The 24,866-nt window shown below is 38.1% G+C and carries 21 protein-coding genes and 1 pseudogene; 13 read left to right on the top strand and 9 right to left on the bottom strand.

Annotation, left to right across the window (positions count from 1 at the left end; translation table 11 throughout):
- Positions 1–77: 77 nt before the first annotated feature.
- Positions 78–668: a glycerol-3-phosphate acyltransferase gene (locus JFL43_RS11640; RefSeq protein WP_200749176.1), complete on the bottom strand. Its 591-nt coding sequence runs from the start codon at positions 666–668 to the stop codon at positions 78–80.
- A gap of 95 nt (positions 669–763) precedes the next feature.
- On the opposite strand from JFL43_RS11640, the gene JFL43_RS11635 reads away from it, so the two are divergent.
- The 3 genes from JFL43_RS11635 (at position 764) to JFL43_RS11625 (ending at position 4,299) form a co-directional block, all read left to right on the top strand.
- Positions 764–2,584, top strand: coding sequence for a sensor domain-containing diguanylate cyclase (locus JFL43_RS11635; RefSeq protein WP_200749175.1), 1,821 nt, complete (start codon positions 764–766; stop codon positions 2,582–2,584).
- A gap of 138 nt (positions 2,585–2,722) precedes the next feature.
- Positions 2,723–3,295, top strand: a complete 573-nt coding sequence (locus JFL43_RS11630) for a nitroreductase family protein (RefSeq protein ID WP_200749174.1) — start codon at positions 2,723–2,725, stop codon at positions 3,293–3,295.
- Between the two features lie 149 nt (positions 3,296–3,444).
- Positions 3,445–4,299, top strand: coding sequence for a hypothetical protein (locus JFL43_RS11625; protein WP_200749173.1), 855 nt, complete (start codon positions 3,445–3,447; stop codon positions 4,297–4,299).
- On the opposite strand, the gene JFL43_RS11620 is transcribed toward JFL43_RS11625, so the two are convergent.
- Entirely contained in the window at positions 4,250–5,638 is a 1,389-nt protein-coding gene (locus JFL43_RS11620) for a dipeptidase (RefSeq protein ID WP_200749172.1), read from the bottom strand. The two genes, JFL43_RS11625 and JFL43_RS11620, sit on opposite strands and share 50 nt — an antisense overlap.
- A gap of 154 nt (positions 5,639–5,792) precedes the next feature.
- Between JFL43_RS11620 and JFL43_RS11615 the strand changes: the two genes are divergently transcribed.
- Both JFL43_RS11615 and JFL43_RS11610 read left to right on the top strand, forming a co-directional pair.
- On the top strand, positions 5,793–7,049 hold the full coding sequence (locus JFL43_RS11615) for a hemolysin family protein (RefSeq protein ID WP_200749171.1): 1,257 nt from the start codon (positions 5,793–5,795) through the stop codon (positions 7,047–7,049).
- A gap of 225 nt (positions 7,050–7,274) precedes the next feature.
- Positions 7,275–7,841, top strand: a complete 567-nt coding sequence (locus tag JFL43_RS11610; protein WP_200749170.1) for an RNA polymerase sigma factor — start codon at positions 7,275–7,277, stop codon at positions 7,839–7,841.
- Positions 7,842–8,047: 206 nt separating this feature from the next.
- On the opposite strand, the gene JFL43_RS11605 is transcribed toward JFL43_RS11610, so the two are convergent.
- The 6 genes from JFL43_RS11605 to JFL43_RS11580 form a co-directional block, all read right to left on the bottom strand.
- Positions 8,048–8,473, bottom strand: coding sequence for a MarR family winged helix-turn-helix transcriptional regulator (locus tag JFL43_RS11605; RefSeq protein ID WP_100794948.1), 426 nt, complete (start codon positions 8,471–8,473; stop codon positions 8,048–8,050).
- 25 nt (positions 8,474–8,498) lie between these two features.
- Positions 8,499–8,903 carry a transcriptional regulator Spx gene (gene spx / locus JFL43_RS11600; protein ID WP_100794947.1) on the bottom strand — a complete coding sequence of 135 codons (405 nt, stop codon included), beginning with the start codon at positions 8,901–8,903 and terminating at the stop codon, positions 8,499–8,501.
- 196 nt (positions 8,904–9,099) lie between these two features.
- Positions 9,100–9,987 carry a YitT family protein gene (locus JFL43_RS11595; protein WP_100794946.1) on the bottom strand — a complete coding sequence of 296 codons (888 nt, stop codon included), beginning with the start codon at positions 9,985–9,987 and terminating at the stop codon, positions 9,100–9,102.
- Between the two features lie 638 nt (positions 9,988–10,625).
- Positions 10,626–12,188 carry an ABC-F family ATP-binding cassette domain-containing protein gene (locus JFL43_RS11590; RefSeq protein ID WP_100794945.1) on the bottom strand — a complete coding sequence of 521 codons (1,563 nt, stop codon included), beginning with the start codon at positions 12,186–12,188 and terminating at the stop codon, positions 10,626–10,628.
- Between the two features lie 498 nt (positions 12,189–12,686).
- On the bottom strand, positions 12,687–12,872 hold the full coding sequence (locus JFL43_RS11585) for an SE1832 family protein (RefSeq protein WP_100794944.1): 186 nt from the start codon (positions 12,870–12,872) through the stop codon (positions 12,687–12,689).
- A gap of 80 nt (positions 12,873–12,952) precedes the next feature.
- Entirely contained in the window at positions 12,953–14,032 is a 1,080-nt protein-coding gene (locus JFL43_RS11580; RefSeq protein ID WP_200749169.1) for a PseG/SpsG family protein, read from the bottom strand.
- 146 nt (positions 14,033–14,178) lie between these two features.
- Here JFL43_RS11580 and JFL43_RS11575 point away from each other — a divergent pair, with 146 nt between their 5' ends.
- Together JFL43_RS11575 and JFL43_RS11570 are read left to right on the top strand one after the other, a co-directional pair.
- Positions 14,179–14,988 carry an NAD(P)H-binding protein gene (locus JFL43_RS11575; RefSeq protein WP_200749168.1) on the top strand — a complete coding sequence of 270 codons (810 nt, stop codon included), beginning with the start codon at positions 14,179–14,181 and terminating at the stop codon, positions 14,986–14,988.
- Positions 14,989–15,268: 280 nt separating this feature from the next.
- Positions 15,269–15,832, top strand: a complete 564-nt coding sequence (locus JFL43_RS11570) for an NADPH-dependent FMN reductase (RefSeq protein WP_100794941.1) — start codon at positions 15,269–15,271, stop codon at positions 15,830–15,832.
- 1,006 nt (positions 15,833–16,838) lie between these two features.
- Here JFL43_RS11570 and JFL43_RS11565 read toward each other — a convergent pair.
- Positions 16,839–19,028, bottom strand: coding sequence for a DNA topoisomerase III (locus JFL43_RS11565; RefSeq protein WP_200749167.1), 2,190 nt, complete (start codon positions 19,026–19,028; stop codon positions 16,839–16,841).
- A 232-nt stretch (positions 19,029–19,260) separates the two neighbouring features.
- Here JFL43_RS11565 and JFL43_RS22575 point away from each other — a divergent pair.
- The 6 genes and pseudogenes from JFL43_RS22575 to JFL43_RS11535 form a co-directional block, all read left to right on the top strand.
- Positions 19,261–19,940, top strand: a pseudogene (locus JFL43_RS22575) (DNA topoisomerase); the annotation flags it as partial.
- A gap of 120 nt (positions 19,941–20,060) precedes the next feature.
- A complete protein-coding gene (locus tag JFL43_RS11555; protein WP_200749165.1) occupies positions 20,061–20,759 on the top strand; it encodes a hypothetical protein in 699 nt (232 codons plus the stop codon).
- Positions 20,760–20,773: 14 nt separating this feature from the next.
- On the top strand, positions 20,774–21,259 hold the full coding sequence (gene ybaK, locus JFL43_RS11550; RefSeq protein ID WP_200749164.1) for a Cys-tRNA(Pro) deacylase: 486 nt from the start codon (positions 20,774–20,776) through the stop codon (positions 21,257–21,259).
- 124 nt (positions 21,260–21,383) lie between these two features.
- Positions 21,384–22,025, top strand: coding sequence for a YczE/YyaS/YitT family protein (locus tag JFL43_RS11545; RefSeq protein WP_325166670.1), 642 nt, complete (start codon positions 21,384–21,386; stop codon positions 22,023–22,025).
- A 228-nt stretch (positions 22,026–22,253) separates the two neighbouring features.
- A complete protein-coding gene (locus JFL43_RS11540; protein WP_198517802.1) occupies positions 22,254–23,453 on the top strand; it encodes a glycine C-acetyltransferase in 1,200 nt (399 codons plus the stop codon).
- A gap of 265 nt (positions 23,454–23,718) precedes the next feature.
- On the top strand, positions 23,719–24,675 hold the full coding sequence (locus JFL43_RS11535) for a nuclease-related domain-containing protein (protein ID WP_267907795.1): 957 nt from the start codon (positions 23,719–23,721) through the stop codon (positions 24,673–24,675).
- Positions 24,676–24,866: the final 191 nt, after the last annotated feature.

Raw genomic sequence — 24,866 nt, 5'->3', positions numbered from 1 at the left:
TAAAATACCCGACCTATGTAATACAATGTAGGTCGGGTTAACTATGTTCTGCTAAAATACATTTTGAGGAAATCGATTCACTCACCTTTTTTGGATTGCCAAGCTTTTTCTTGATATGATTCTTTGATATCAAAGCGATGTTTGTAAAGAATAATAAGTATAATAAGGACGATTGGCGATGCAACTGGTAGCATTCCAACGTAAATAATCCATAGGACATAGCACACATATCCAATGAGCATACTTAGTGTCGCGCTTTTTAAGAAAGGGAAAGGAAATAAAAAGCCAACAACAAAAGATACAAATAGTAGTGGATCTAAAGAAAGAGCAACACCGATAAACGTGGCTATTCCTTTGCCACCTTTGCCTTTTAACCAAATCGGAAATAAATGACCGACAATAACGAGAGCTCCAGCAACAGTGATGGCGAATTGTGATTCGTCAAGCAAGTAGCCAAGTAAAACAATGAGGGCACCTTTGCTTCCATCACCAAAGAAAGTAAGAAAGAACGCAGGTTTACCAATCACTGCACCAGCATTTCTAGCACCTAAATTACCACTACGATGCTCGCGTAAATCGATTTTCTTCCATTTACCAATCCACCATGCGGTCATCATTGTACCGACAAAATAACTAATTACCCAATAACAAATCGTGAAATAAAACATACTACATCCTCCAGGCTCTTTTTTACAGTATGCAGGAAAAATAGTTATGAGAACAACCCTTTTTAACCTATTATCGAATTAAGGGAGGAATACATTTGAGAAACATACGCGCATTACTACTATTTGTATTCATCCTCAGTGGTTGTGCATTCGTTGATTATAAAACTGATTACCATATACAAGATGGTTTACTAGTGATTAATAATAAGAATTTAATAGAGAAATCCGTCATTCCGCTGCGTGGAGAATGGTTATTTTTCTCTAAAGAATTATTGACTTCTAAAGAAATAGAGAAGAGGACGAGAGAATCTAATGTGAAGATGGCAGATTTACCAAGCACCTGGAATGATCAGTTAGGCAGTGCAGATGGCTTTGCTACATATGCATTACGTATACAAATTCCTAAAGAGAAGATTGGTCATACATTGGCGCTCTCCACTCGATTTCAATCGAGTGCCTATACATTATTTGTAGATGACATGCGTATATCATCCAATGGCTTTGTTGGTACTTCGAAAGATTCAACTACACCAGTGATGGCACCAAGAATTGGTTATTTTATACCTAAGTCAGATGCAGTTTTAGTCATATTGCATGTGTCAAATTTTGCGAATGTTGTAGGTGGTGCCAATCAGGAGATTTTATTTGGACAAGCGAATGCGATTGTCAATTATAATGTGGACCAACAAACGGCTCTCTTATTTATGAATGGTAGCATAATTATTATAGGGATATATCATATAGTTGTATTTTTATATAGAAAGAAGGAGCGACCTTTCCTGTACTTTGGTTTGTTGAGTTTATTCATCGCGGGGCGTTCATTATTCGTTGGACCAATGTTTTTACAAATGCAATTTTCACAACTCTCTTGGTTTTTACTAATGAGGATAGAGGATACATTAATCTATATATCCGTCCTGTTATATATGGCTTTTATTTATCGGCTATTTCCAAAAGAAACGAGCAAAAAGCCGGTTTATATTGTTACGGCAATGATTCTGCCATCAGTATTGCTAACATGGGTGACGTCGCCAGGTTTCTTTAAATCACTATTCTTTTGCGTCTTTCCACTTACCTTTATTTTAATGTTCTATGTAGTGTTTATATTGATGAAGGCCATTTTGAATAAGAGGCCAACTGCGTTATTGAATTTTATAGCAAACTTGTTATTTTGCTTCACCGTTATAAATGATTATTTGTTCGAAAAGGGCGTAATTGAAACATTCATCATGACGATTTACGGTTTTTTCATCTACGTTGTTTTACAAGCGTTTAACCTGAGCCGAAGTTACGCACAGAAATTCCATGAATCCGAGTTACTTAGCAAGGAATTGATAGTGTTAAATACATCACTCGATGAGAAAATTCATGAAAGAACATTAGAACTACAGGATAAAAATGAGCGTTTGAAGCAGTTGACCGAATTAGACGGCTTAACGGGTATTAATAATCGCCGCTATTTTAATGATCATCTGCCAATTTGCTTCCGTGAAAGTTACGTAGAAAAGTGGTCACTCACATTATTAATGATTGATATTGATGAATTTAAAAAATATAACGATACATACGGCCATTTAAAAGGTGATGACCTTATTTGCTATATAGTTAATATAATGAGGGATATCGTCGCTGACAGAGGTGTTATTTCACGCTATGGGGGAGAAGAATTCGCAATCGTCTTGCGGAAAATGGATCAGGACGAGGCAAGGGGACTTGCCGAGAAAATTCGAAGTTCAGTTGAAAATGCCCAGTTAGAACATAAAGGTAGAAGTGACCCCCATTTTGCGACCATTAGTATCGGTGGAACAACAACATATATGCACCTATATAAATCAGTTAGTGCCTTTGTCGAAACGGCCGATAGAGCGCTATACGAGTCAAAAAATAACGGGCGAAATCAAGTGACATTTTTATGATAAAAAATGATGGAGAATTCTTGCATCATTTTTTGTATTTTGAATCGAATATGGTATTGTGAATAGTGATGTATCTATAAATCGTATGATGGAAATGACTGCCGATTTTTGAAGATTAACAGAATAGGAGAGATAAAAATGAGTATACAATCATTAACAGTAAAAGAGGCTATTACACAACGTCGTTCTATTAAAATGTTCAATGGCCAACCAGTCGATCGCGAGGACCTGATGGCTATTATAGATGATGCGGTATGGGCACCAAACCACGGTAACCGTCAACCTTGGCGCTTAGTTGTTGCCTGCGGTCCTGAATTAGAGCCATTAAAAGATCTAATTCGTGAATTTGTCGTGCCAAATTGGAAAGAACTTTCTGAAGATGAACTTTTAAATAAAATGAGTAAGTTCTCATTACCAGGTGCCTATGCTTTCGTAGTTATTCCTGAAGATACACGTCAAAAAGAGCGTTTAGAAGACTTTGGTGCAGCAAGTGCCTTCATTCAAAATATGCAATTACTAGCATGGGATTACGGCATCGGTACATGCTGGAAAACACCTGCATGGTTAGATAATCCAAAATTCCGCGCACCAATGGGCATCAAACAAGGTGAACGCATTATCAGCATGCTACAATTCGGCCATTATGATCTCGTACCAAAAGAAAAACCACGCAAATCAGCAGCTGAAATTGTAACCATTTTCGGAGAGTAACATTAAATATTGAGCACAATCTTTGTATAGTGCTAGTAATCCCGCATACGTTTTTTGGGCGTATGTGGGATTTTTTTGATTTGGAGCCGGAGGAACTGAGTGATGAGATTTGATTTGAAGGTAAATAGAATTCTCATTCGAGTAGAGCGATGCCGAGCAAAGCGGAAGCGAGTAGGTTAAATGAGAGCCCGAGTGAGTCAAAAGCCGATGCGAGTAGGTTAAATGGGAGCCCGAGTGAGTCAAAAGCGGAAGCGAGTAGGTTAAATGAGAGCCCGAGTGAGTCCAAAGCCGATGCGAGTAGGTTAAATGGGAGCCCGAGTGAGTCAAAAGCGGAAACGAGTAGGTTAAATGGGAGCCCGGGTGAGTCAAAAGCGGAAGCGAGTAGGTTAAATGGGAGCCCGAGTGAGTCAAAAGCAGAAGCGAGTAGGTTAAATGAGAGCTCGAGTGAGTCAAAAGCCGCAGCGAGTAGGTTAAATGAGAGCTCGAGTGAGTCAAAAGCCGCAGCGAGTAGGTTAAATGAGAGCTCGAGTGAGTCAAAAGCCGCAGCGAGTAGGTTAAATGAGAGCTCGAGTGAGTCAAAAGCCGCAGCGAGTAGGTTAAATGAGAGCTCGAGTGAGTCAAAAGCCGCAGCGAGTAGGTTAAATGAGAGCTCGAGTGAGTCAAAAGCCGCAGCGAGTAGGTTAAATGAGAGCTCGAGTGAGTCAAAAGCCGGTGCGAGTAGGTTAAATGAGAGCTCGAGTGAGTCAAAAGCGGAAGCGAGTAGGTTAAATGGGAGCCCGAGTGAGTCAAAAGCCGTTCTGAGTATGTTAAATGAGAGCTCGAGTGAGTCGATAGCAGATCCAAGTACGTCAAACAAGAGCGCCAGTAAAATAAATGCTCCGAAGCACCATACAAATATATTTTCTTCATCAAAAAAACCGCTCCAATTTAAATTGGAGCGGTCAATTTTATTTCTTACAGCTCATCCTTGTCGATTGCGGCTACTTCGTAGTAGTAGTCGCTAATTACGCGGAGGCCTTTGTCGTAGTTTTCTAGGTGGAAGTGCTCGTTTGGTGCATGGAAGTTTTCGCTTGAAAGTGCGAAGCCCATCAGGATTACTGGAGTACCTAGAATTTCATCAAATGTCGCGACGATGGGAATAGAACCGCCACCACGAATATATGCTGTAGGTGCGTTGTATATTTTTTCATAAGAACGGCCAGCAGCTTGGATTAGTGGATGATCCATTGGTGTGATGAAAGGTTTCCCTTTATCAAAGTCAGTTACTGTAATTTCAACGCCTGCTGGTTTGTGAGTTGCGATATGTGTACGTAGTTTTTCTACGATTTCTTCAGGATCTTGGTTAGGAACTAGGCGACAAGTTATTTTTGCGCCAGCTTCTGCAGGTAAAACTGTTTTAATACCTTCACCAGAGAAGCCACCGAATACGCCGTTTACTTCTAAAGTTGGGCGCGCCCATGTCTGTTCAAGGTAGGTGTAGCCTTTTTCACCGAATAATTCGCTCACATCAATTTCCTCTTTGATACCTTCTTCGTTAAAGTCCAAAGCACGATATGCAGCGCGTTCTTCTTCAGTCAGTGGAAGAACATTGTCATAAAAGCCATCTACTGTGATAGTGCCATGTTCATCATGGAAGGATGCCAAAATTTCAGCTAAGGCATGTATTGGATTTTGAACGCCACCTCCATAAAGTCCTGAGTGAAGGTCCCCTTTAGCTCCGCGGATATCAATCTGTACACCTGTTAAACCGCGCAAAGCGTAGCAGACAGCAGGTTTTCCAGGAGCGTAAAGACCTGTATCTGAAATTAGAACTAAATCTGATGCTAGGTAGTCTTTATGTTCCTCTACGAACGCCGGTAAGTTTTTACTACCGATTTCTTCTTCACCCTCGATTAGAAACTTCACGTTCACAGGTAACTCACTGTTTGTTTGCAATAAAGCTTCAATCACCTTGATATGCATGAATACTTGTCCTTTGTCGTCACTTGAACCACGAGCATATAAAATATTATTGCGGATTTCAGGTTTGAACGGCTCGCTATCCCATAAGTTTAAAGGGTCAACAGGTTGTACATCATAGTGACCATATACTAGAACGGTTGGTTTGCCTTCAGCATGTAACCAATCTGCAGTGACAGCGGGGTGGCCACCAGTTTCATTAATTGTTATGTTTTCTAATCCTACTTTTTTCATAGCATCGGCTAAAAATGTAGCGGCAGTTTTCATATCTTCTTTGTGTTCAGATAAAGAGCTAATGCTTGGAATAGATAAAAATTGTTTTAGCTCTTCTAAATGTTCTTCACGCTTCGTAGTGAAATAATTGTCTAAATGCTCCATATTCATCCCTCATTCTGAAAATTTCGATAATAGAAATATTATAGCATATTCCTAGGATTATTTAGAAATCTGCACTTGGGAAGAGTTAGATTAGTGAAAATATGGTATATTACTTATATAAAAATGTAGAGAATCCGTATAATAACAGGAGGAAATATAGTTGGAATTTATAGGTTTGATCATATGTTTGATGCTGTCATTTTTCTTTTCAGGTAGTGAAACAGCATTAACAGCTATTAATAGGATGAAGGTCCAGCTGCGAGCTGAGCAAGGTGACCGTATGTCGCAAAAGCTGCTTTTGCTTATTTCGCAGCCGGACCGCATGATTACAACAATTTTAATTGGTAATAACATAGTAAATATTTTAATGCCTACATTATTAACAATCATTGCACTCCGACACGGTTGGAAAATTTCGGTGGTTACAATAATTTTGACAGTAATGATCATAATATTCGGAGAAGTTCTTCCGAAAACGATTGCTGTAACGTTTGCAGATCGTGTTGCATATATAGTTGCTCCTATCATTTCATTGCTTGTACAAATCTTGCGCCCAATTATTTGGATTGTTCAAGGCTTTACGAATATTTTTATCCGAATCATTTCAAATGGAGCGGTACAGGAAGCGACACTAACGAAGGAAGAGCTTCGAACAATGGTAGATATTGCTTCTATAGAAGGAACATTTGCCTTTGATGAATCTGAGCGCCTTAAAGGTGTGATGGATTTCCCGAATAAGGATGTGTCAGATGTTCTCGGTACACACCGGACAGAGGTCGTTGGATTATCCATTCATGCAACGTTTGAAGAGGCGCGCGATACGATTTTGGAATACTCTTTCACCCGTTATCCGGTTTATGATGAGAGTATGGATGATATTGTCGGCATGTTTTATTCGAAAAAATTTATCGAATGGACATTAGATCCTTCGAAAACGCTTGGTGATTTCATTGACCGTGAACCGCTATTTGTTGTTTCAAATATTAATGTAGAAAAAGTATTCAAATTAATGTTAGCACAGAAAAAGCATTTAGCCATTGTACTAGATGAATATGGTGGAACACTCGGTATTATTTCGCATGAAGATATTATAGAAGAAATGATTGGTCTGGAAATCGAGGATGAATCGGATGAGGCAGAGGAGTCGCTTATTTACGAAGTAACGGAGATGAAACTTGTTTGTCATGGTCGCTTTGAAATTGATGAGGCAAATCGCATTTTTAATGTAGAAATTCCGCAAGATCATGATACGCTTGGTGGGTTTGTTTTTGAACAATGCGCCCATGTTCCAGAAGAAAATGAATCATTCGATTATGAAAATTTACATGTCGTTGTAAATGAAGTGGATGATAGTCGTATCGTGAAATTAACGATTACAAAGATGCCAACGGAAACGTCAGAAGAGCAAGAAAAGTAGATAATGAGTTTGAAACCTATCCAAAATCGGGTAGGTTTTTTTCTTTGTAATGTAATATTTCAATGAAGAATGCTGATATATAAAGGTTTTGGATAGTAGATTACATGATTCACATACAAACCTTACATGAATGTAAGAAAATTGAAAGAGAATACGATAGAGTGAAAGGTTTGTTTTTGCGACAATAGGTTTAACAAAGTAAGATGCGAATCGGAGGTAATGAAAATGAATACAACAACAAATACAAATACAACACTTGAAACAGTTTACGAGGAATACAATCGTTATATATATCACTTATGCTTAAAACTAACTCGCAATAATACAGAGGCAGAGGACTTAATGCAAGAGGTGTGGGTAAAAGTTGTACGTTATGAATCTTATGTAGCTGATGTAGATCATATCAAAGCTTGGTTAACTACAATATGTATGAACACTTTCCGCGACCGCTATCGCAAAAATGTTCGTCGTAGTAAATACATGATGAACCAACCTGATACTTTAGACGTTCCTGTACTAGATTTGGTTCCCAATAATGAACTATCTACTGAAGCAGTTGTTGAGCAAGATGCAATCGCTCAAATCGTACAAGATAAAATTGGCCAATTAGATGCTATTTATCGCAATACATTATTATATTTCTATGTAAATCAATATTCACTTGTTGAGATTGCAGAGTTAATGAAAGTTTCAATCGGCACTGTGAAATCTCGCTTATTCCGTGCGAAACAACGTCTTAAAGAAATGATGATAGCTGACCAATCTTCAGCTGAAGTTGTTATGCCGGCATAATTCATGCTTTGTCCGTTAATCAATGCCGGGCAATCTAAGCAGAGGTTGGCGCCTTGAAAAACGGCAAATGGATGAGAAGATAGCTACCCGATGTGGGTGGCTCTTTTTTTGTGACCCGGTTGTATGGAGCAGCATTCAATGCTCGCAAAAGAAAGTTTCTCCAAAGTAAAACCGCTAGCACAATTTTTTGTGCTAGCAGTATATCGTTAACCAAATAAGCATTTTGAGAAAATTTTACGGAGTGTATGAATTTCATCTTCGCTGAGCATGCCGAACATTCTTTCAATAATTTCGTTCACATGACTATGTGCAGTCAATAGTAGTTCGTTGCCAGCTTCGGTAATCTCAAGTTGAGAGGCACGGCGATCTGTTTCGTTTTGTGTCTTTTTAATAAGTTGCGCCTTAATCAGCTTGTTAGTGAGCACTGTAATGCCACCTGTTGTCACTTGCAGTCTCTCAGCGATAGCAGAAGGGCGTTTTGGACCTTCATTATCCAACAAATCTAGTATCAAAATATGTGTTTTGGAAAAGCCCAATGTGTTTTGGCTATTCCATTCATTTGCCCATTTCCGCTCTAAAGAAGCGACTACTTCAAAAAGTGAAGAAATGCTTTCTCTTCTAGCTTCATTCATATTACTCATCTCCAAAATGTTTCATTCAGCCTTCTAGTGAAAGACGCTGCATTTCATAAAGCTCATAAGCACGCACTTTGCGTGGGATGAAACGACGAATATCCATATCGTTATAGCCAACTTGTAGACGTTTTTCATCTACTAAAATAGGACTACGTAACATTTTCGGATGATCCTTTACAATATCATATAGTTCTTGAATAGAAAGTTGATTAATATCGCAATTTAAGTTTTTGAAGTCTTTTGAGTTTGTTGAAATTATTTCATCTGTACCATCCTCAGTCATGCCCAAAATCATTTTAAATTCTGGTAATGTTAACTGTTCAGAGGTAATTCTTTTTTCAGTGAAAGAAATTTTATTTTCTTTTAACCACTGTAATGCCTTTTTGGATGATGTACAGCTCGTTTGAGTAAAAATTGTAACAGCCATTTATTTCTCCCGCTTTCTGTACTGATTGTTATACTTATATCTTACAAGTAAGATATATATAAGTCAATGTCTTTTGAGGAAGAAATAAATAAAATTAACGGATAAGCATGAAATTTCGATTTTCGACAAAATCAGAGGCTATTACATAAAAAACCACTGATCAATTTTGGTCAGTGGTTTTGAAAGTATGAGCAAATTAGTGCACGTCTTTTTTCTTGAAATTCCCGCCTTGAATTTCAGTCATATTACTGAAAGCAAGGAATGCGGATGGATCGACGTCTTCTACGATATTTTTTAATTTTGCTTCTTCTAAACGGTTGATGACACAGAAAATCACTTGTTTATCATCTTTAGAGAAACCGCCTTGGCCATTTAAATAGGTAATACCGCGGCCAAGTCGAGACATAATTTGATCGCCAATTTCATCGGCTTCATCACTAATAATCCAAATAGATTTCGTTTGATTCAAGCCCTCAGAAACAAGGTCAATTGTTTTGAATGCAATGAAATACGAAATGAGCGAGTACATAGCACGGTCGAAACCGAATACAAAGCCTGCACTACCTAGAATAAATAAGTTCATGAATAAAATAATTTGTCCTACAGAAAAGGGCAACTTTTTATTGAATAGAATGGCTAACGTTTCACTACCATCTAAGCAGCCACCAGCCCGAATCGCAATTCCAACACCAATTCCAAGCATAATACCACCAAGAACGGTAGCTAATAAAATATCATTTGTGAACGCTGTAGAATTATGCATAAATGAAGTCGCTATTGATAAGACGGCGATACCGTAAGCGACTGAAAAGGCAAACGTACGTCCAATTTGCTTATAGCCCAAATATAAAAATGGTAAGTTGAAAAGGAATAGGAATAACCCGAGTGAAAGATTTGTGAGGTGTGAGGCTATAATGGCAATACCAGTAACGCCGCCATCAATTAAGTTATTTGGAATCAAAACCATTTCCAAACCAACAGCCATGATTAATGCACCTAAAGTTAAAAAGAATACCTTGATTGTATGTCTCTTAAGTTTGTTTTTCTTTCTTTGTACTATTTTAGCTTTCTTGTCTGAATCCATAAAAACACCTTCCTTAATGCAATTTTTACACGATATGTATCTGATTTCAAGGGATAGCTATGAAATCATGGCTATCGTATAGAATTTGAAAAAAACTCCGCATTGGCGGAGTTTTAGTATTTAGAAGAGTATTAAAATTCAGGCGCCAGCTGCTCGGGTCACTTCGGTCTCTCGGACAAAAGCTGAAGTGACGCTTTTGATTCGAGCCCTCCAGTGCCTGTCGCAGCTAAACGGGCGTCCTCAGCATTAAGATAGATATCCAGCTACAGCGGCCAGACTCTCGAGGTCACTTCCACCGGCTCGGTCGAAAACTTAAAAGACGCTTTCGATTCGAAGGTTCCAGTGCTTGTCGAGTCTAGACGGGCCTCTTCAGCATTAAGATAGATATCCAGCTTCAGCGGCCAGACTCTTGAGGTCACTACCACCGTCTCGGTCGAAAACTTAAACGACGTTTTCGATTCGAAGGTTCCATCGCTTGTCGAGTCTAGACGGGCCGCTTCAGCATTAAGATAGATATCCAGCTTCAGCGGTCAGCCCTTCGAGGTCACTTCCATTTTCTCTGTCAAAGTCTGAAAAGATGACTTTGATTCGAAAAATCCAGTGCTCGTCAGGGCTAGACGGGCCACTTCAGCATTTACTTATTGATGTCCAGTTGAAAACCATTCTGCTACGTCCCATACTTTTGTGACAAGGCCTTCGTAGAATTCGGGTTCGTGGCTGACTAGGACGATTGTGCCTTTGAATTCTTTCATGGCACGTTTTAGTTCTTCCTTCGCATGAACGTCTAAGTGGTTTGTTGGTTCATCGAATAGCATCCAGTTACTTTCATCCATCATTAATTTACAAATACGAACTTTCGCTTGTTCTCCACCACTTAGTTGGTTTAATGGGCGTGAAATATGTTCGTTTTTTAAACCAGTTGTTGCAAGGATAGCACGTACCTGGCTTTGATCCATGCTTGGGTAGGTATTCCAGACATCCTCAATTGGCGTGATATTGCCTGCTTTTACCTCCTGCTCGAAATAAGAAGGGAAGAGGAAGTCGCCACGTGTTACTTTACCGCCAAGTGGATTGATTTTGCCAAGCATTGTTTTTAATAACGTTGATTTACCAACACCATTCATTCCAACTAAGGCAATTTTCTCACCACGTTCGATTTCGAAAGTAAGTGGTGGTAATAATGGCTTGTCCTTGTCATAGCCAATTAATAGGTTTTCAGCTTCTACGACGTAACGGCCAGAACTACGTGATTCTTTGAAGTTGAATTTTGGATCCGCAGCTGTTTCAGGACGATCAATACGCTCCATGCGATCCAGTTGTTTTTGACGCGATTTTGCACGGCCAGTTGTAGAGTAGCGCGCTTTGTTTTTTGCGATAAAGCCTTCTTGTTTTTTAATAAATTCTTGCTGTCTTTCATATGCATCAATATGTTGACGTTTGTTGATTTCTGCTAGTTCTAAGAATTTTTCGTAAGTGGCAGTGTAGCGAGTTAGTTTTGAAAATTCTAATTGGAAAATAACATCGACAACGCCATTCATAAATTCTGTATCATGCGAAATTAAAAAGAATGCATGTGGGTAACCTTTTAAATAGTTTGAAAGCCAAGTTACATGTTCTTCATCTAAATAGTTGGTAGGCTCATCAAGTAATAAAACTTTAGGCTTTTCTAATAGAAGCTTCGCAAGTAATAATTTTGTACGTTGGCCCCCAGAAAGTGCAGTCACATCGCGCTCAAGGCCAATTGCATCTAAACCAAGACCACGTGCAACTTCTTCAATTTTCATATCTAATGTGTAAAAATCACCAGCATCAAGAGCATCTTGAATTTCAGCCATTTGGTCTAGTAATTCTTCAAGTTCTTCAGGTGTGGCTTCGGCCATTTTACCTGTAATTTCATTCATTTCAGCTTCTTTTTTGTAAAGCGGTAAAAAGGCATCGCGTAAAGTTTCACGCATCGTTTTACCTGGTGTTAATACAGTATGTTGATCCAAATAACCGTAGTGTGTGTTTGGTAACCATTCAACGCGGCCTTCATCATGGATTAGTTGGCCCGTGATGATGCTCATTAATGTAGATTTACCTACACCATTTGCGCCCACAAGCCCAACATGCTCGCCTTCTACGATACGGAACGATACTTCTTTAAAAAGCGTACGATCGCCAAATGTATGGCCAAGATTATCAACTGTTAAAATACTCATTCTTTTGTCCTCCATATGAAATACGATAATTGCACCTTTAAGAAAATATCCGTGTTCGAAAGCATGAATGCAAACGAGGCAAGTCGTATTCTTTGTTATAGTTAGTAGTTTGAATTTTGTTTTTGTTTGAAAAATAGGGTGTAGCTCGGCACACCACAAAAAGTGTCTTGTGTTCGGGCCTTCCAGTGCTTGTCGGGGCTAGACGGGCGTCCGAAGCATTTAGATGAGATATCCAGCTTCAGCGGCCAGACTCTCGAGGTCACTTCCACTTTCTCGGACAAAAGATGGAAAGATGCTTTTGTTTCAAAAGTTCCAGTGCTTGTCGAGTCTAAACGGGCCGCTTCAGCATTTAATTCATCCAGCTTCAGGCGCTAGCTGCTCGAGGTCGTTTCCGTTCTCTCGGTCAAAGCCTGAAAAGATGACTTTGATTCGAGAACTGCAACGCTTGTCGCAGCTGAACGAGCGCCTTCAGCATTCACAATAAAAAAACCCGCAGTGTTACAACGCTGCGAGTTGTTTGTTCAATTCGGCTAGTTGTTGCTCCATGTCTTGCAGGCGTTTTTCGGCCTGTTCGACTGCGGATCCGTTACCTATGGAATCGAGTTTTTCGATGTCACCTTGTTGACGGATATAGTCGCTTTTTAGTTCTAATATTTGGTATTCGATTTCGGCTTTCGTAGGCATGGAAATGCTCCTTTATATAGATTTCGTTCATTGCGGCGTCTATTTCAGGGATTGCGACAAAATTCATCACAGCTTTTTTATTATTGTATCATACGTGGCGATTTCTTGGTGTGATCTTGTACTAAAAACGCCTGTGTTTTTGGTGTTCTTTGTGCAAAATTAATCAGCATGGAGTGGATGTAATGGTTGTTGCTTTGCAAATCGAGCTTTTTTTGGTTGCGAATAGCACGTTCGCAGCGTGCTTCATGTAGGAGTAATTCCATGACGGCATTTTGTAAGTGAGATTGTTTTAACTTACGACCACTTCCGAGATGGATAAAGCCATTTTGATCGCGAGGGAATGCATGCATAATCTCAGTTTCATTTTGTGAAATGACGATGCATGGGATGCCAACAACAGCTACTTTATAAGGTGTGTAACTCGCTGAGCAGATGACGATTTGAGCTTCAGCAAGTAATGGTTCGAGCATATCAGCTGCTTGGATAATGGTAATATTTCTGCGGCTTAACGCCATCATTTTTAATTCATCTATACCATGTGCATAAGATGGGTCAACTAATACCGAAATGCGTACGGGAATTTGTAGTTGCATTAGATGCCTCATAGTTCGATACGTTAAATTTTCGGGATCGCTACCTTCATATGCGACGACGATATGAGGCCGATCCCCTTCGTCTTCAATCGGTGTAATGGCAGCAATTTTTTCGGGCACAACAAATGAAGAGGGTCCTGTTAAATAATGAGGATCTACTTTTTCACGGACTTCTCTATAAAGTGTATGTAGCACGCAATCGGCTGCTTTGCCACCTTCACCAAAATCATCGAAATGGACGATGGCAGGTACAACTTCTTTTAATTTTTCCGTATCTTCTAGTTCTGTATTTATGCCATCACGTACAAGTAAATCAGGTTTTAGTTTTGTTATATATTGAAGCAACTGCTTTTGATCGCGGTAAGAAATAGGCTCTATTCCAGTAGCCGCTAGCTTTTTCAATGCTAACTCAGAAGGTTGCTTTATGAAAATTCGAATTTTTTCATCGTTGAACAGTTTTACAAGGGTAGCAATTCTTTCTACGGGGTATAAATCATTATGCGCTGAAACCTCCACCGCAAATGCAATTGTTTTTTTAGAATAGTTTTCTGTTTGGTTATTAGTCATTCAAATCCCATCCTTTCAGCTTATCTATCTACTTTATGGTGAAAAATTGATAATTATGTCTGATAAATCAATAGAATATTAGATATACAAGCTAAACTATGTGCTGTTTTTGACGGTATATAGTTTAGGAAAGGTCGTGAACAATTATGTTAATGCGTTCAGCGATTGTCGTTGGGGCAACTGGTTTGACGGGACAAGAGCTTGTCAAATGCCTTTGTGAAAGTGAAGAGTATGTAGAGATCACAGTAATTGCTCGCCGCGAATTAAAGTATGAGCATCCAAAGCTCGTTGTGAAAGTTCGTCATTTTGATCAACTAGAGGAGAATGACTTCGAATTTGCGCATGAGCTTTATTGCTGCCTTGGAACGACGCGAAAAAAAGCAGGATCAAAAGCAACCTTTGAAAAAGTAGATCTTGAATATCCATTAAATATTGCGTCCATCGCAAAGAAGCGAGGTATTCCGCATGTACTCGTTATTTCTGCAATGGGTGCGAATGAAAACTCTAAGTTCTATTACAATCGAGTAAAAGGGAGAATGGAACATAATTTAATCGCTTTAGAATTACCACAACTGTCGATTTTTAGACCGTCATTATTAATGGGGAATCGTGAGGAATTGCGCCTCGCGGAAAATCTCGGTGGAGTAGCGATAAATTTATTGAAACCTGTATTCTTTGGAGCGTTAAAAAAATATCGAGCAATTCCTGCAAAAAAATTAGCAGAAGCAATGCATATTATTGCTCTTTATAGTAAAAAACAAAAGGTAGCAGTGTATGATTCCACAGCAATTTTAATGATGGAGCCATCAAAGGGAGTAGTAGAAAAAATTACTGGACATCATGAAGAAGAATTTGATGAAGAGCCGATATTTAATTGGGAGAAACGCAAAGAAGTTTTCCTAGAGACAGAAGCTGGAGAAGATGAAAAGGTAGATAAACCATTAGATAATGAATAGCAAAATCAATATCTATTCAAGGTGTTACAAAGCAGAGTGGCACTTTTTGGTACCATATAATTCTTGGAATATGGAATGTATTTTGAATACCTTGAATAATGGAGATTAATATAGCAAAACGCTTTGCTTATGCAGGCATTTATTTAATGTTCTGGCGAAAAATGTAGTTTTATGTTCCGTCTAAAGACTGAAATTGTGTCAAAAACGAGCTTGTCACCTTATATAACGAATCTGCATTTGTTACAATAGCGATAGGAATTTTGAATTGGAGGTAACATCTATGAAGATTTTACTCGTAGACGGTACAATTATCGGAAGAAAAACAGGAGCAATTTTAGAACAAATTAAGATATATATTAATGAATTTGATAGCAGCCTAGAGCTTGAATTATTGCATCTAGCTGACTTCGAACATCAATTTGTCGATGGTCGCCCATTTGATCAATATAATGATGATATGAAAACACTCGTGAAAAAATTCGAAGAAGTGGATGGCTATATTATAGCAACACCAATCTTCCAAGGATCGATTCCTGGCGTGTTAAAAAATACATTTGATTTCCTACATCCTAAAGCAATGCGCTACAAACCAGTTTCAATCGTAGCCAATGGTGGTACACAACAACATCATTTAGTAGTAGAAAACCAACTAAAACCAATCCTCGACTACTTCCGTGCACTCGTAACACCAAACTACGTTTATACGCATGCTAGTCATTTCGATAAAGAGAATAACATTATCGATGAAAACGTTCGTGAACGTCTACAAGAATTGGTCCGCGTCTTCGCGAAGTACTGTGAACTAAGTAAAGACCTTCCAAAAGAACCAATCGACCAACATTAATCTTTGGTCATTTTAATGAAAACCGTCCATATAGGGCGGTTTTTTCAGCGTCTAGACAAAGGAAAGGATATATTATATGCGTGAGTGTGGAATACACTGATAAATCATTGAGACGAAGCCATTGAACAGCAAATAGCATCTAAAGAACAGCTACATTGGCGTAAACAATATATGTAATAGAAAAACGAATGGAGAAGCTTAGTGTCTCTGTTCGCTTTTGAAAATTTTGACTTAATAATATTTGGTGCGTTTTCACTCAAATCCTTTACTGGAGATGAAAAAAGAAAAGTGGACATAGTTAATCGAACTAAGGCTATGCAGTATTCCTACATTCCATCTCCTATTCTATTTTGGAAAGGAGGAGGGGAATGCAATTCCAATTTAATAGTATTATCTTTTTTTGTTAAGTTATCCTATTTTGTGCAATATATAAAATAATTTTCTCAGAGAAAGAAAATCATTTTGATATAAAAGTCTAACGATCACTAATTAGGAAAATAGGAATGGTTATTAGGGGATTCTTAAATCAATTCCCGTTTTTTTATTTTGAACTGCTTGAGATAAAATGGTTAAGAAAATAGAAACAGCTACCGGAAGAGTTAGTTGTATTCCATTGGAAATCTATTACTACTTTTTTAGATTATGCTGTGCAATTTGAAGGAACTGTGGAAGAGGTATTAACAGATTTTCTCGTTAAAAAAGTAGGTTTTAATAAAACATTTTCTTATTATGTTGCTAGAACATTTGTTTTTATAGTTCTTTAAGAAATGGTAAATAAAAAGGTGAGATACATATGAGTGTGAAACAACAAATATAGTTTGGGATATTATTATGTATGCCTATTCTATTTTTTCATTAGGATTACTTGGGTCTAAAATATCGCTAGTGTCGCTTACAATTACGTCGGATTTTTTGTTAGTATCCGGTTCATTTGAATGAACTTCGATGAACTTTTCAAAAGAAGAAAAAAAGTGACAACAGAATAAATTCTGTTGTCCACTCTAAATTAATCAAATTTTAATCCTTTCAGTGCATCCGCAAAGGCATTATTAATTGGTTCAGCCTCTTTTTCCTGTTGCTTCATATACTTCTGCACAGAACGTTTATCCACTTTACCGCCGCCTTCTTTTTTACGACGAGCTTCAAAAGCAGATAACTTTTCACGATGTCCGCATTTACATACGAAGATTTGACCGTCACCTTCACCGCGTAATTCTAACTTTTTCTTACATCGTGGGCAGCGCGCGTTTGTAACGCGTGCGACATTTTTACGGTGACCACATTCGCGGTCTTGGCAGACAAGCATTTTGCCTTTTTTACCGTTAACCTCAAGCATTGGCTTGCCACAATCTGGGCAAGATTTAGATGAGATATTGTCGTGCTTATACTTCTTGTCGCTTGATTTGATTTCTACGACAATCGCTTTTGTATGCTGCTTCATTTCATTAATGAATACTTCTTTTTTAAGCTTACCTGTTGCGATCTGTTCTAGTTTCATTTCCCATTTGGCTGTTGTTGTAGGCGATTTTAATTCATTGGGTACTAAGTCTAATAGCTGGCGACCTTTTGAGGTAATATGAATATCCTTGCCACGTTTTTCAATAAGGAATGAATTAAACAGTTTATCAATAATATCCGCACGTGTTGCTACTGTTCCAAGTCCACCTGTTGATTTTAATGTATCGGCTAGCTGTTTATTTTGTGTTTCCATATACTTCGTTGGATTTTCCATTGCTGAAAGTAATGTCGCCTCATTAAAGCGTGCTGGCGGTTTTGTTTGACCTGATGTTTGAACAATGAGTTTCACATTTAACGTGTCACCTTTATCAATGCGTGGTAATAATTGTTCCTTCACATCATCGGCTGCATCTTCATCGTCAAATCGGTTTTCATATACTTCTTTCCAACCACTTGCTAAAATCGTTTTCCCTTTAGCTACAAAGTTTTCATCGCCAATTTTGGCACGTAGCGTTAATTGCTCATACTCAAATGCAGGGAATAAAACAGCTAAGAAGCGTTTCACGACTAAGTCATAAATTTTACGTTCCTTGTCAGTCATCGCAGAGAAGTTCACATAGCCTTCTGTTGGAATAATTGCATGGTGGTCCGACACTTTACTATCATCTACAAACGATTTAGACGTCTTTATCGACTTAGTTAAGACCTTATTTGCTAATGGACGATATTCTCCTACTCCACAAGCTTTTAAACGCTCTGGAAGCGTACTAACGATGTCAGATGAAATGAAACGTGAATCTGTACGAGGGTATGTTAAGACTTTATGTTGCTCGTAGAGTTTTTGCATAAGATTCAATGTTTCTTTAGCAGAGTAACCAAAGATTTTATTCGCATCACGTTGTAATTCTGTTAAATCATATAGACCTGGAGCAAATGTTTTCTTCATTTTCTTTTCAATTTCCACAACTGTGGCATTGCCGTTACCTAATTTTTTCACAATGACATCGATTTTCTCTTTATCGAAACTACGTGAATTGCCTTTAGTATCTTGCCATGTCAGCTTTAATTGATCAGCTGTTTTCGCCTCGATACCATAATATGTTTGTGGCTTGAAATTTTTAATTTCATCTTCACGTGTCGCAATCATTGCGACAGTTGGTGTTTGCACACGTCCACAGTTTAACTGTGCATTGAAGCGTGTTGTTAAAGCACGTGTTGCATTTAAGCCTAGATACCAGTCAGCTTCTGAGCGAGCTACAGCTGCTGCATAGAGGTTTTCATAATTTTTACCTGGCTTCAAATTAGCAAAACCATCTTTGATTGCTTTATCTGTTACAGATGAAATCCATAAACGTTTAATTGGTTTTTTTACATTGGCTTTTTCAATAATCCAACGTGCTACCAATTCTCCTTCTCTTCCCGCATCTGTAGCCACAATGATTTCATTTACATCATTACGTGTTAACTGTGATTTGACAGCATTGAACTGTTTGCCTGTTTGCTTCATAACGACTAGTTTCATACGATCTGGCAACATCGGAAGATCTTCTAAATTCCAAGTTTTATATTTATTATCGTAAACTTCTGGATCTGCGAGCGTTACTAAATGTCCTAATGCCCAAGTGACAATATATTTATCACCTTCTAAAAATCCATTGCCTTTTTTATTACACTTCAACACATTTGCAATATCACGTGCAACTGAAGGTTTTTCAGCGATTACTACACTTTTTGCCATTTATTCGAACTCCTTTACTAACTATGTACCGTCTAATATACCATAGTTTCAAAGCGGAAATTTGTTTAGGCATTCCTATTTAGTGGTTATAATAGACATCGCTTGTTTAAGAATTTCACCTTCGTATTTTAAACGTTTATCTTCTTTGGAAATTTCATTTAAATTTTTAGAGTAATCATACATCCATCTGTAAATAGATGTAGGGGATATACCATATCCCAATACTAAATAAGAAACAGGAGATATTGGTACAGTTGCAACACGTGCTGATATTATTGAGAACTTATTTAATTCATTTTTAATCGAAAAAAAGGCAAAGACTTATATGCCACTTCAAAGGGGAGTTAACTATTGGAGTTAGTTCCGACTGATTTAAAATCACCTGCATTAACACCAGAGTGGGAACGAGAATTAACAAAGATTGCTAAAGGTTCAGCAAAAAAAATCTGATTTCATTAATAATATGGTTAGTTTTTCTAAAAAAGTTAGCGATATTAAAAAGAACGATCAATAGTTCGAGCACGATAATGTGACAGGAAAAAGATGCCCGGATTGTGGCAAGCTACTGCTTGAGGTAAATGGAAAACGTGGCAAGATGCTTGTCTGTCAGGATCGTAGTTGCGGTCACAAGAAAAAAGTATCGATGGTGGCCAATGCACGCTACCCAGTATGTCATAAGAAATTGGAGCTTCGCGGGGAAGGTGACGGCCGAATTTTCGTCTGCTCATGCAGTCATCGTGAAAAATTAACTGCCTTTGAAAAACGAAAGAAAGAAACAGGCAATCACAAAAGTTTCAAAACGAGAAGTCCAAAAATTTAGTCCAAAAATTTATGAAAAAACAAGATGAGCAGCCGCAAAATAATGCAATGGCAGAAGCATTGAAAAAACTATTAGGCGCCCAAGATGAGTAATTGGGTATTTTTCACTAAAAGTTTTACTTGAATATATGAGGATAATGACCTTTTGAATTTTCTGACAATGATGGTAAAATAGATTTTAACTATAAAAATATTAGAAAAGAGGTGATTTGCATGAAATTAGCTGCTCTATTAAACAATCAATATACAGACATTGAAAATCGTAAACGAGCTCTTAGGAAAAAGAACGCAGGCGATGCTTATCGTAAAACAGCGCAGTATTTCCAACCAAAGTCGAACCCTGCATTAGAAGAGCTAATGGATTTGTTAACTGGTAAAAAAGAAAAAGAACATCAACCACAAGTACAAGCCGCTATTCGTGAAATTCAACAAAAGGATCAGGAATCTCGTGCCAAAGCAACAGATGACACGGAGCAGACCCCGCTAACAGCGGTTGTTTCAGAAACAACTAAAACGTCAAATGCTGCTAGTCAGGTGGAAGTGCCGACCGTTTTTTTATCCGGTTCTCCGCGCGAAAAAACAATTAAAGTATTAGAGAGAGTTCGTCATTCAGCATTAACACAGGGGGAACCGACCCTACAAGATATAAGAGTTGCTGATAGTGTAGTTGAAGTAACCCAGCAAAAACATGGTCAAATCACCGTAGTAAAACAACAAGCTTCGATAGAAAAGGCTGATAATAATAAAATTGTACAAGCGGGTACTGAACAAGCGATAAATACAACACAAACACTTGAGCAAAAGCTTAAACAGCGTTTATTCGATCGTGCAATTTCGCGCTATTCATACCATGTACAAATAGCAAAATCCGGATTTAAAATAATACAGCCTAGTTTTTATCGTATTGCGTAGGAGAAGTGAATGTTTTGGCTAAAAACGCAAAAGTACAAAAAACGAATGCAGTGCGCTTACTAGACCAAAAGAAAGTCTCGTACACACTGACAGAATACGAAATTACAGATGGTCAAGTTGATGGCATTACAGTTGCAGGTAAAATTGGACAACCTGTCGAGACGGTTTATAAAACGCTCGTCTCTACGGCAGGGAAAGGGAAATTTTTCGTTTTTGTCATCCCAGTAGCAGCAGAGCTCAATTTAAAGGCGGCTGCAAAGGCTGTTGGCGAAAAGAAAATAGAAATGCTACACGTCAAAGACTTATTACCTATGACAGGCTATATTAGAGGTGGTTGTTCGCCAATTGGCATGAAAAAACTGTTCCCAACATTCATAGAAGAATCAGCTGAAACGCTTGAGCATATCTTTGTAAGTGCAGGTAAGATTGGTATGCAGATTTGTATTCAACCAGCCGATTTAGCAAAGATTATAAATGCGAATTTTGCTCCTATTATATAAATCTAGGATAGAGTTATTTTAAAAAGGAGCAAATTTTGTTATAATAATTTAGTTATCATTGAAAAGCCGCTTTATGCTTCTTGCATAAAGGGCTTTTCATTTTTCTGTAGAAAGAAGGATTTTTGTGAATAAAATAAATGGTTGGCGCTGGGGATTTTTCATGACGGGACTTATCGTCATTGCACTCGGTGTTTCATTAACAATTAAAGGACAAACTTTTGGGGTAGGTTCATGGGATGTACTGCATATCGGCCTATTCAAAAACTTCGGTTTCTCCATCGGTAGCTGGTCCATCATTACAGGCCTCATTATCATCGGCATTACAGCAATTAGCACACGTCAATTACCGAAAATAGGTACCTTCATCAATATGCTGTGCATAGGTATATTCATTGACTTCTTCAACTGGTTATTACCCGATGTTGACCATATCGCATTACAATTTATTAGCTTCCTTATTGGTATTGTTTTACTGGGTTTAGGTGGCGGCATATACATTTCAGCAAATCTAGGCGCAGGTCCGCGTGATAGTTTAATGCTTTTAGCTGTGAACAAGCTAGGGCTAAGTATTACTAAAGCCCGCACAATTATGGAAGTGACAGTTGCTCTAGCAGGCTGGTTACTTGGTGGTCCTGTTGGTCTTGGTACGGTCCTTATGGCATTTGCCCTCGGACCTATTGTGCAATTTTCGCTCGCATATAACCGCAAGTTATTGTTGAAGTGTATCGGTGAAGAACAAGTAACTTTTTCAGAGTTAACGAAATAAGTAGAAAGTGAGTAGACAATTGTCTGCTCATTTTTTTATGATATTTTGTCTCGAATCTAGAGCGGAGAAAAGTGGTGTTTTTCTTTTAGTATGCACAACTGTATTTTTGGTAAGGACATTGTAATCAATTATTACAATGTATTTCGTCATTTGATTTCATATGGTTCTTTTCAGATGTACAAATATCGATTTAAATATGCTACAATATTTTTATCAATGCATGAAAGGATGATACACTTGTCAAACGTACTGAACACATTCGTAAACGACAACTTGCAACAACTGCGCGACCAAGGCTTATACAATGAAATCGATCCAGTAGAAGGTCCAAATGGCTCAGTTATTCAAGTGCGTGGCAAAAACTTGATCAACCTATCTTCAAATAACTATCTTGGATTAGCAACAAATGATATCTTGAAAAACATTGCTCAAGCAGCAATCGAAAAATACGGCGTAGGTGCTGGAGCAGTCCGCACGATCAATGGGACACTCGATCTCCACGTTAAATTAGAAGAAAAACTAGCAGAATTCAAAGGTACAGAAGCGGCTATTTCATATCAATCAGGCTTCAACTGTAACATGGCAGCTATTTCAGCCGTTATGGACAAAAATGATGCTATCCTTTCTGACCAACTGAATCACGCTTCTATTATTGACGGTTGCCGCCTATCAAAAGCGAAAATTATTGCCTTCAACCACTCTGACATGGATGATCTTCGTGCCAAAGCAAAAGCAGCGACTGAATCGGGTCTTTACAATAAAGTGATGGTCATTACTGACGGTGTATTTTCAATGGATGGCGACATCGCGAAACTTCCTGAAATCGTAGAAATTGCAAAAGAATTTGACCTTATTACATACGTGGATGATGCTCATGGCTCAGGTGTAACAGGTCAAGGGAAAGGTACTGTGAAGCATTTCGGTTTAGAAAAAGAAATCGACTTCCAAATCGGTACACTTTCTAAAGCAATCGGTGTAGTAGGTGGCTACGTAGCCGGCAAGAAAAACTTAATCGATTGGTTAAAAGTGCGCTCACGTCCATTTTTATTCTCAACAGCTTTACCACCAGGTGACGTCGCTGCGATCACTGCAGCTGTGCAAATGTTGATTGATTCAACAGAGCTTTGTGACAAGCTATGGGAAAATGGTGATTATTTAAAAGCCGGTCTGAAAAAACTTGGATTTAATATCGGTGCATCTGAAACACCAATTACACCGTGTATCATCGGCGACGAAAAATTAACACAAGCCTTTTCAGCTCGCCTATTTGAAGAAGGCGTATACGCAAAATCAATCGTCTTCCCAACTGTACCAAAAGGCACCGGCCGCGTACGTAACATGCCAACTGCAGCACATACAAAAGAAATGCTAGATGAGGCTTTAGCAAGTTACGAAAAAGTTGGTAGAGAATTAGGCGTTATTAAGTAAAGAATTAAAGGTAGCCACCCAGTAGATTTTGCTGGGCGGTTTTTGTGATTTGGAAGTTGCAGTTTGGAGAAAAATTTTGTTGTGAGCGTAAAACTGGCTAAAACGCACGTAAACTAATTTTCAAGGTATGAAAAATTATGAATTAGCAGGCAATAAATACTCAAAATCAGATTTTGGCCTTTAAATTGATAGTAAATAATTATTTTAAGGTAATATATGTAAAATGTATGAACCTCATGTTATGATTTATATGAGGTGATATAAACTGATTATCAAAAAATTCTCATCAACAGCGCATTTAACATCCATAATATCGTTAGTAAAAAGACTTCCGTCAAATCATACTAAACTTCAGGAACTTCAAGCGAAGGTTAATCGTATTTCTGCAGGCGATAAAGGCGAAGAGATGGTTATGGAGCAGCTCAAACATTTAAAATTACCATATGAATTTTATATTTTCCACAATTTAAATCTCTTCATAGAATCTAACATTCAGATTGATATCCTCATTATTACGCCACACTACATTATGATTTTTGAAGTAAAAAATATTAAAGGAACGATTGAGTTTAGGCAAAACCCTAGTCAACTTGTTCGTACACTTAACACGGGAGAAACACATACCTTTAATAGCCCAGAGTCTCAGCTACAAGAATATGTTTATCAAATTCAACAGCTTTCACAAGAAATTGGATTTAAGATTCCGGTCTATGGGGCAATCGTTTTTTCATTTGCAAGCAGCTATATTAAGGAACCCACTACAAAAACAAAAGTGTTACTTCGGAATGAAATTAGGTCATTTTTGAGGGAAGTAAAAGTTAGTCAGCGTATTTTATCGTCAGAAGAGCTTGGCGATTTGAGCCGGTTTTTATTAGTTAAGCATCATGATTTCAATCCATACCCACTGTGTAAATATTATGATATTCATCCATCAGATTTGAAATCAGGTGTTGAATGTCCGCTATGTGATGTAATAGGTATGAAGCGTGTATATAGAAATTGGTTTTGTCCTAATTGTGGTGCGCAGAATAATGTATCACATGAGCAAGCTTTACGCGACTATGCAATTCTTATAAGTTCAACGATTACAAATAAAGAATGCCGTTCCTTTCTCAATCTTGCAGATCGTAATCAGGCATTTCGAATATTAACAGCATTCAATAAAACAGGCACGTACCGTAATGCAAAATATGAACTAATTAAGCAACCAATTCGCAAATAAGATTGTTTGCTGGGATATTTAATGGAAATAATTTTCGCTGTGAGCGTGAAATTTGGCTGAACGAGCGTAAACCTCCACTGAACGCACGTAAAGTACCCCAAGTTGAGCGTAAAACCTCTTCGAACGAGCGTAAATAATTACTCGCGAAGTAACCTCTTATCAAAAAAGGATCTCGCTCAGCGAGATCCTTC

Origin of the sequence: Viridibacillus soli (assembly GCF_016612995.1) — a bacterium.
GTDB lineage: Bacteria > Bacillota > Bacilli > Bacillales_A > Planococcaceae > Viridibacillus > Viridibacillus soli.
Note: the sequence above shows the minus strand (reverse complement) of the source record. Positions and strands in the feature narration are given on the sequence as shown.

Excerpts from the sequence above, each read along its gene's own strand:
- JFL43_RS11610 (WP_200749170.1), top strand. The coding sequence starts at position 7,275 with ATGAATACAACAACAAATACAAATACAACACTTGAAACAGTTTACGAG.
- JFL43_RS11580 (WP_200749169.1), bottom strand. The coding sequence starts at position 14,032 with ATGACTAATAACCAAACAGAAAACTATTCTAAAAAAACAATTGCATTT.
- JFL43_RS11625 (WP_200749173.1), top strand. The coding sequence starts at position 3,445 with ATGCCGAGCAAAGCGGAAGCGAGTAGGTTAAATGAGAGCCCGAGTGAG.
- JFL43_RS11595 (WP_100794946.1), bottom strand. The coding sequence starts at position 9,987 with ATGGATTCAGACAAGAAAGCTAAAATAGTACAAAGAAAGAAAAACAAA.
- JFL43_RS11570 (WP_100794941.1), top strand. The coding sequence starts at position 15,269 with ATGAAGATTTTACTCGTAGACGGTACAATTATCGGAAGAAAAACAGGA.
- JFL43_RS11640 (WP_200749176.1), bottom strand. The coding sequence starts at position 668 with ATGTTTTATTTCACGATTTGTTATTGGGTAATTAGTTATTTTGTCGGT.
- spx (WP_100794947.1), bottom strand. The coding sequence starts at position 8,903 with ATGGCTGTTACAATTTTTACTCAAACGAGCTGTACATCATCCAAAAAG.
- JFL43_RS11575 (WP_200749168.1), top strand. The coding sequence starts at position 14,179 with ATGTTAATGCGTTCAGCGATTGTCGTTGGGGCAACTGGTTTGACGGGA.
- JFL43_RS11590 (WP_100794945.1), bottom strand. The coding sequence starts at position 12,188 with ATGAGTATTTTAACAGTTGATAATCTTGGCCATACATTTGGCGATCGT.
- JFL43_RS11585 (WP_100794944.1), bottom strand. The coding sequence starts at position 12,872 with ATGCCTACGAAAGCCGAAATCGAATACCAAATATTAGAACTAAAAAGC.
- JFL43_RS11565 (WP_200749167.1), bottom strand. The coding sequence starts at position 19,028 with ATGGCAAAAAGTGTAGTAATCGCTGAAAAACCTTCAGTTGCACGTGAT.
- JFL43_RS11620 (WP_200749172.1), bottom strand. The coding sequence starts at position 5,638 with ATGAATATGGAGCATTTAGACAATTATTTCACTACGAAGCGTGAAGAA.
- JFL43_RS11605 (WP_100794948.1), bottom strand. The coding sequence starts at position 8,473 with ATGAATGAAGCTAGAAGAGAAAGCATTTCTTCACTTTTTGAAGTAGTC.
- JFL43_RS11555 (WP_200749165.1), top strand. The coding sequence starts at position 20,061 with ATGAAATTAGCTGCTCTATTAAACAATCAATATACAGACATTGAAAAT.
- JFL43_RS11540 (WP_198517802.1), top strand. The coding sequence starts at position 22,254 with ATGATACACTTGTCAAACGTACTGAACACATTCGTAAACGACAACTTG.
- JFL43_RS11630 (WP_200749174.1), top strand. The coding sequence starts at position 2,723 with ATGAGTATACAATCATTAACAGTAAAAGAGGCTATTACACAACGTCGT.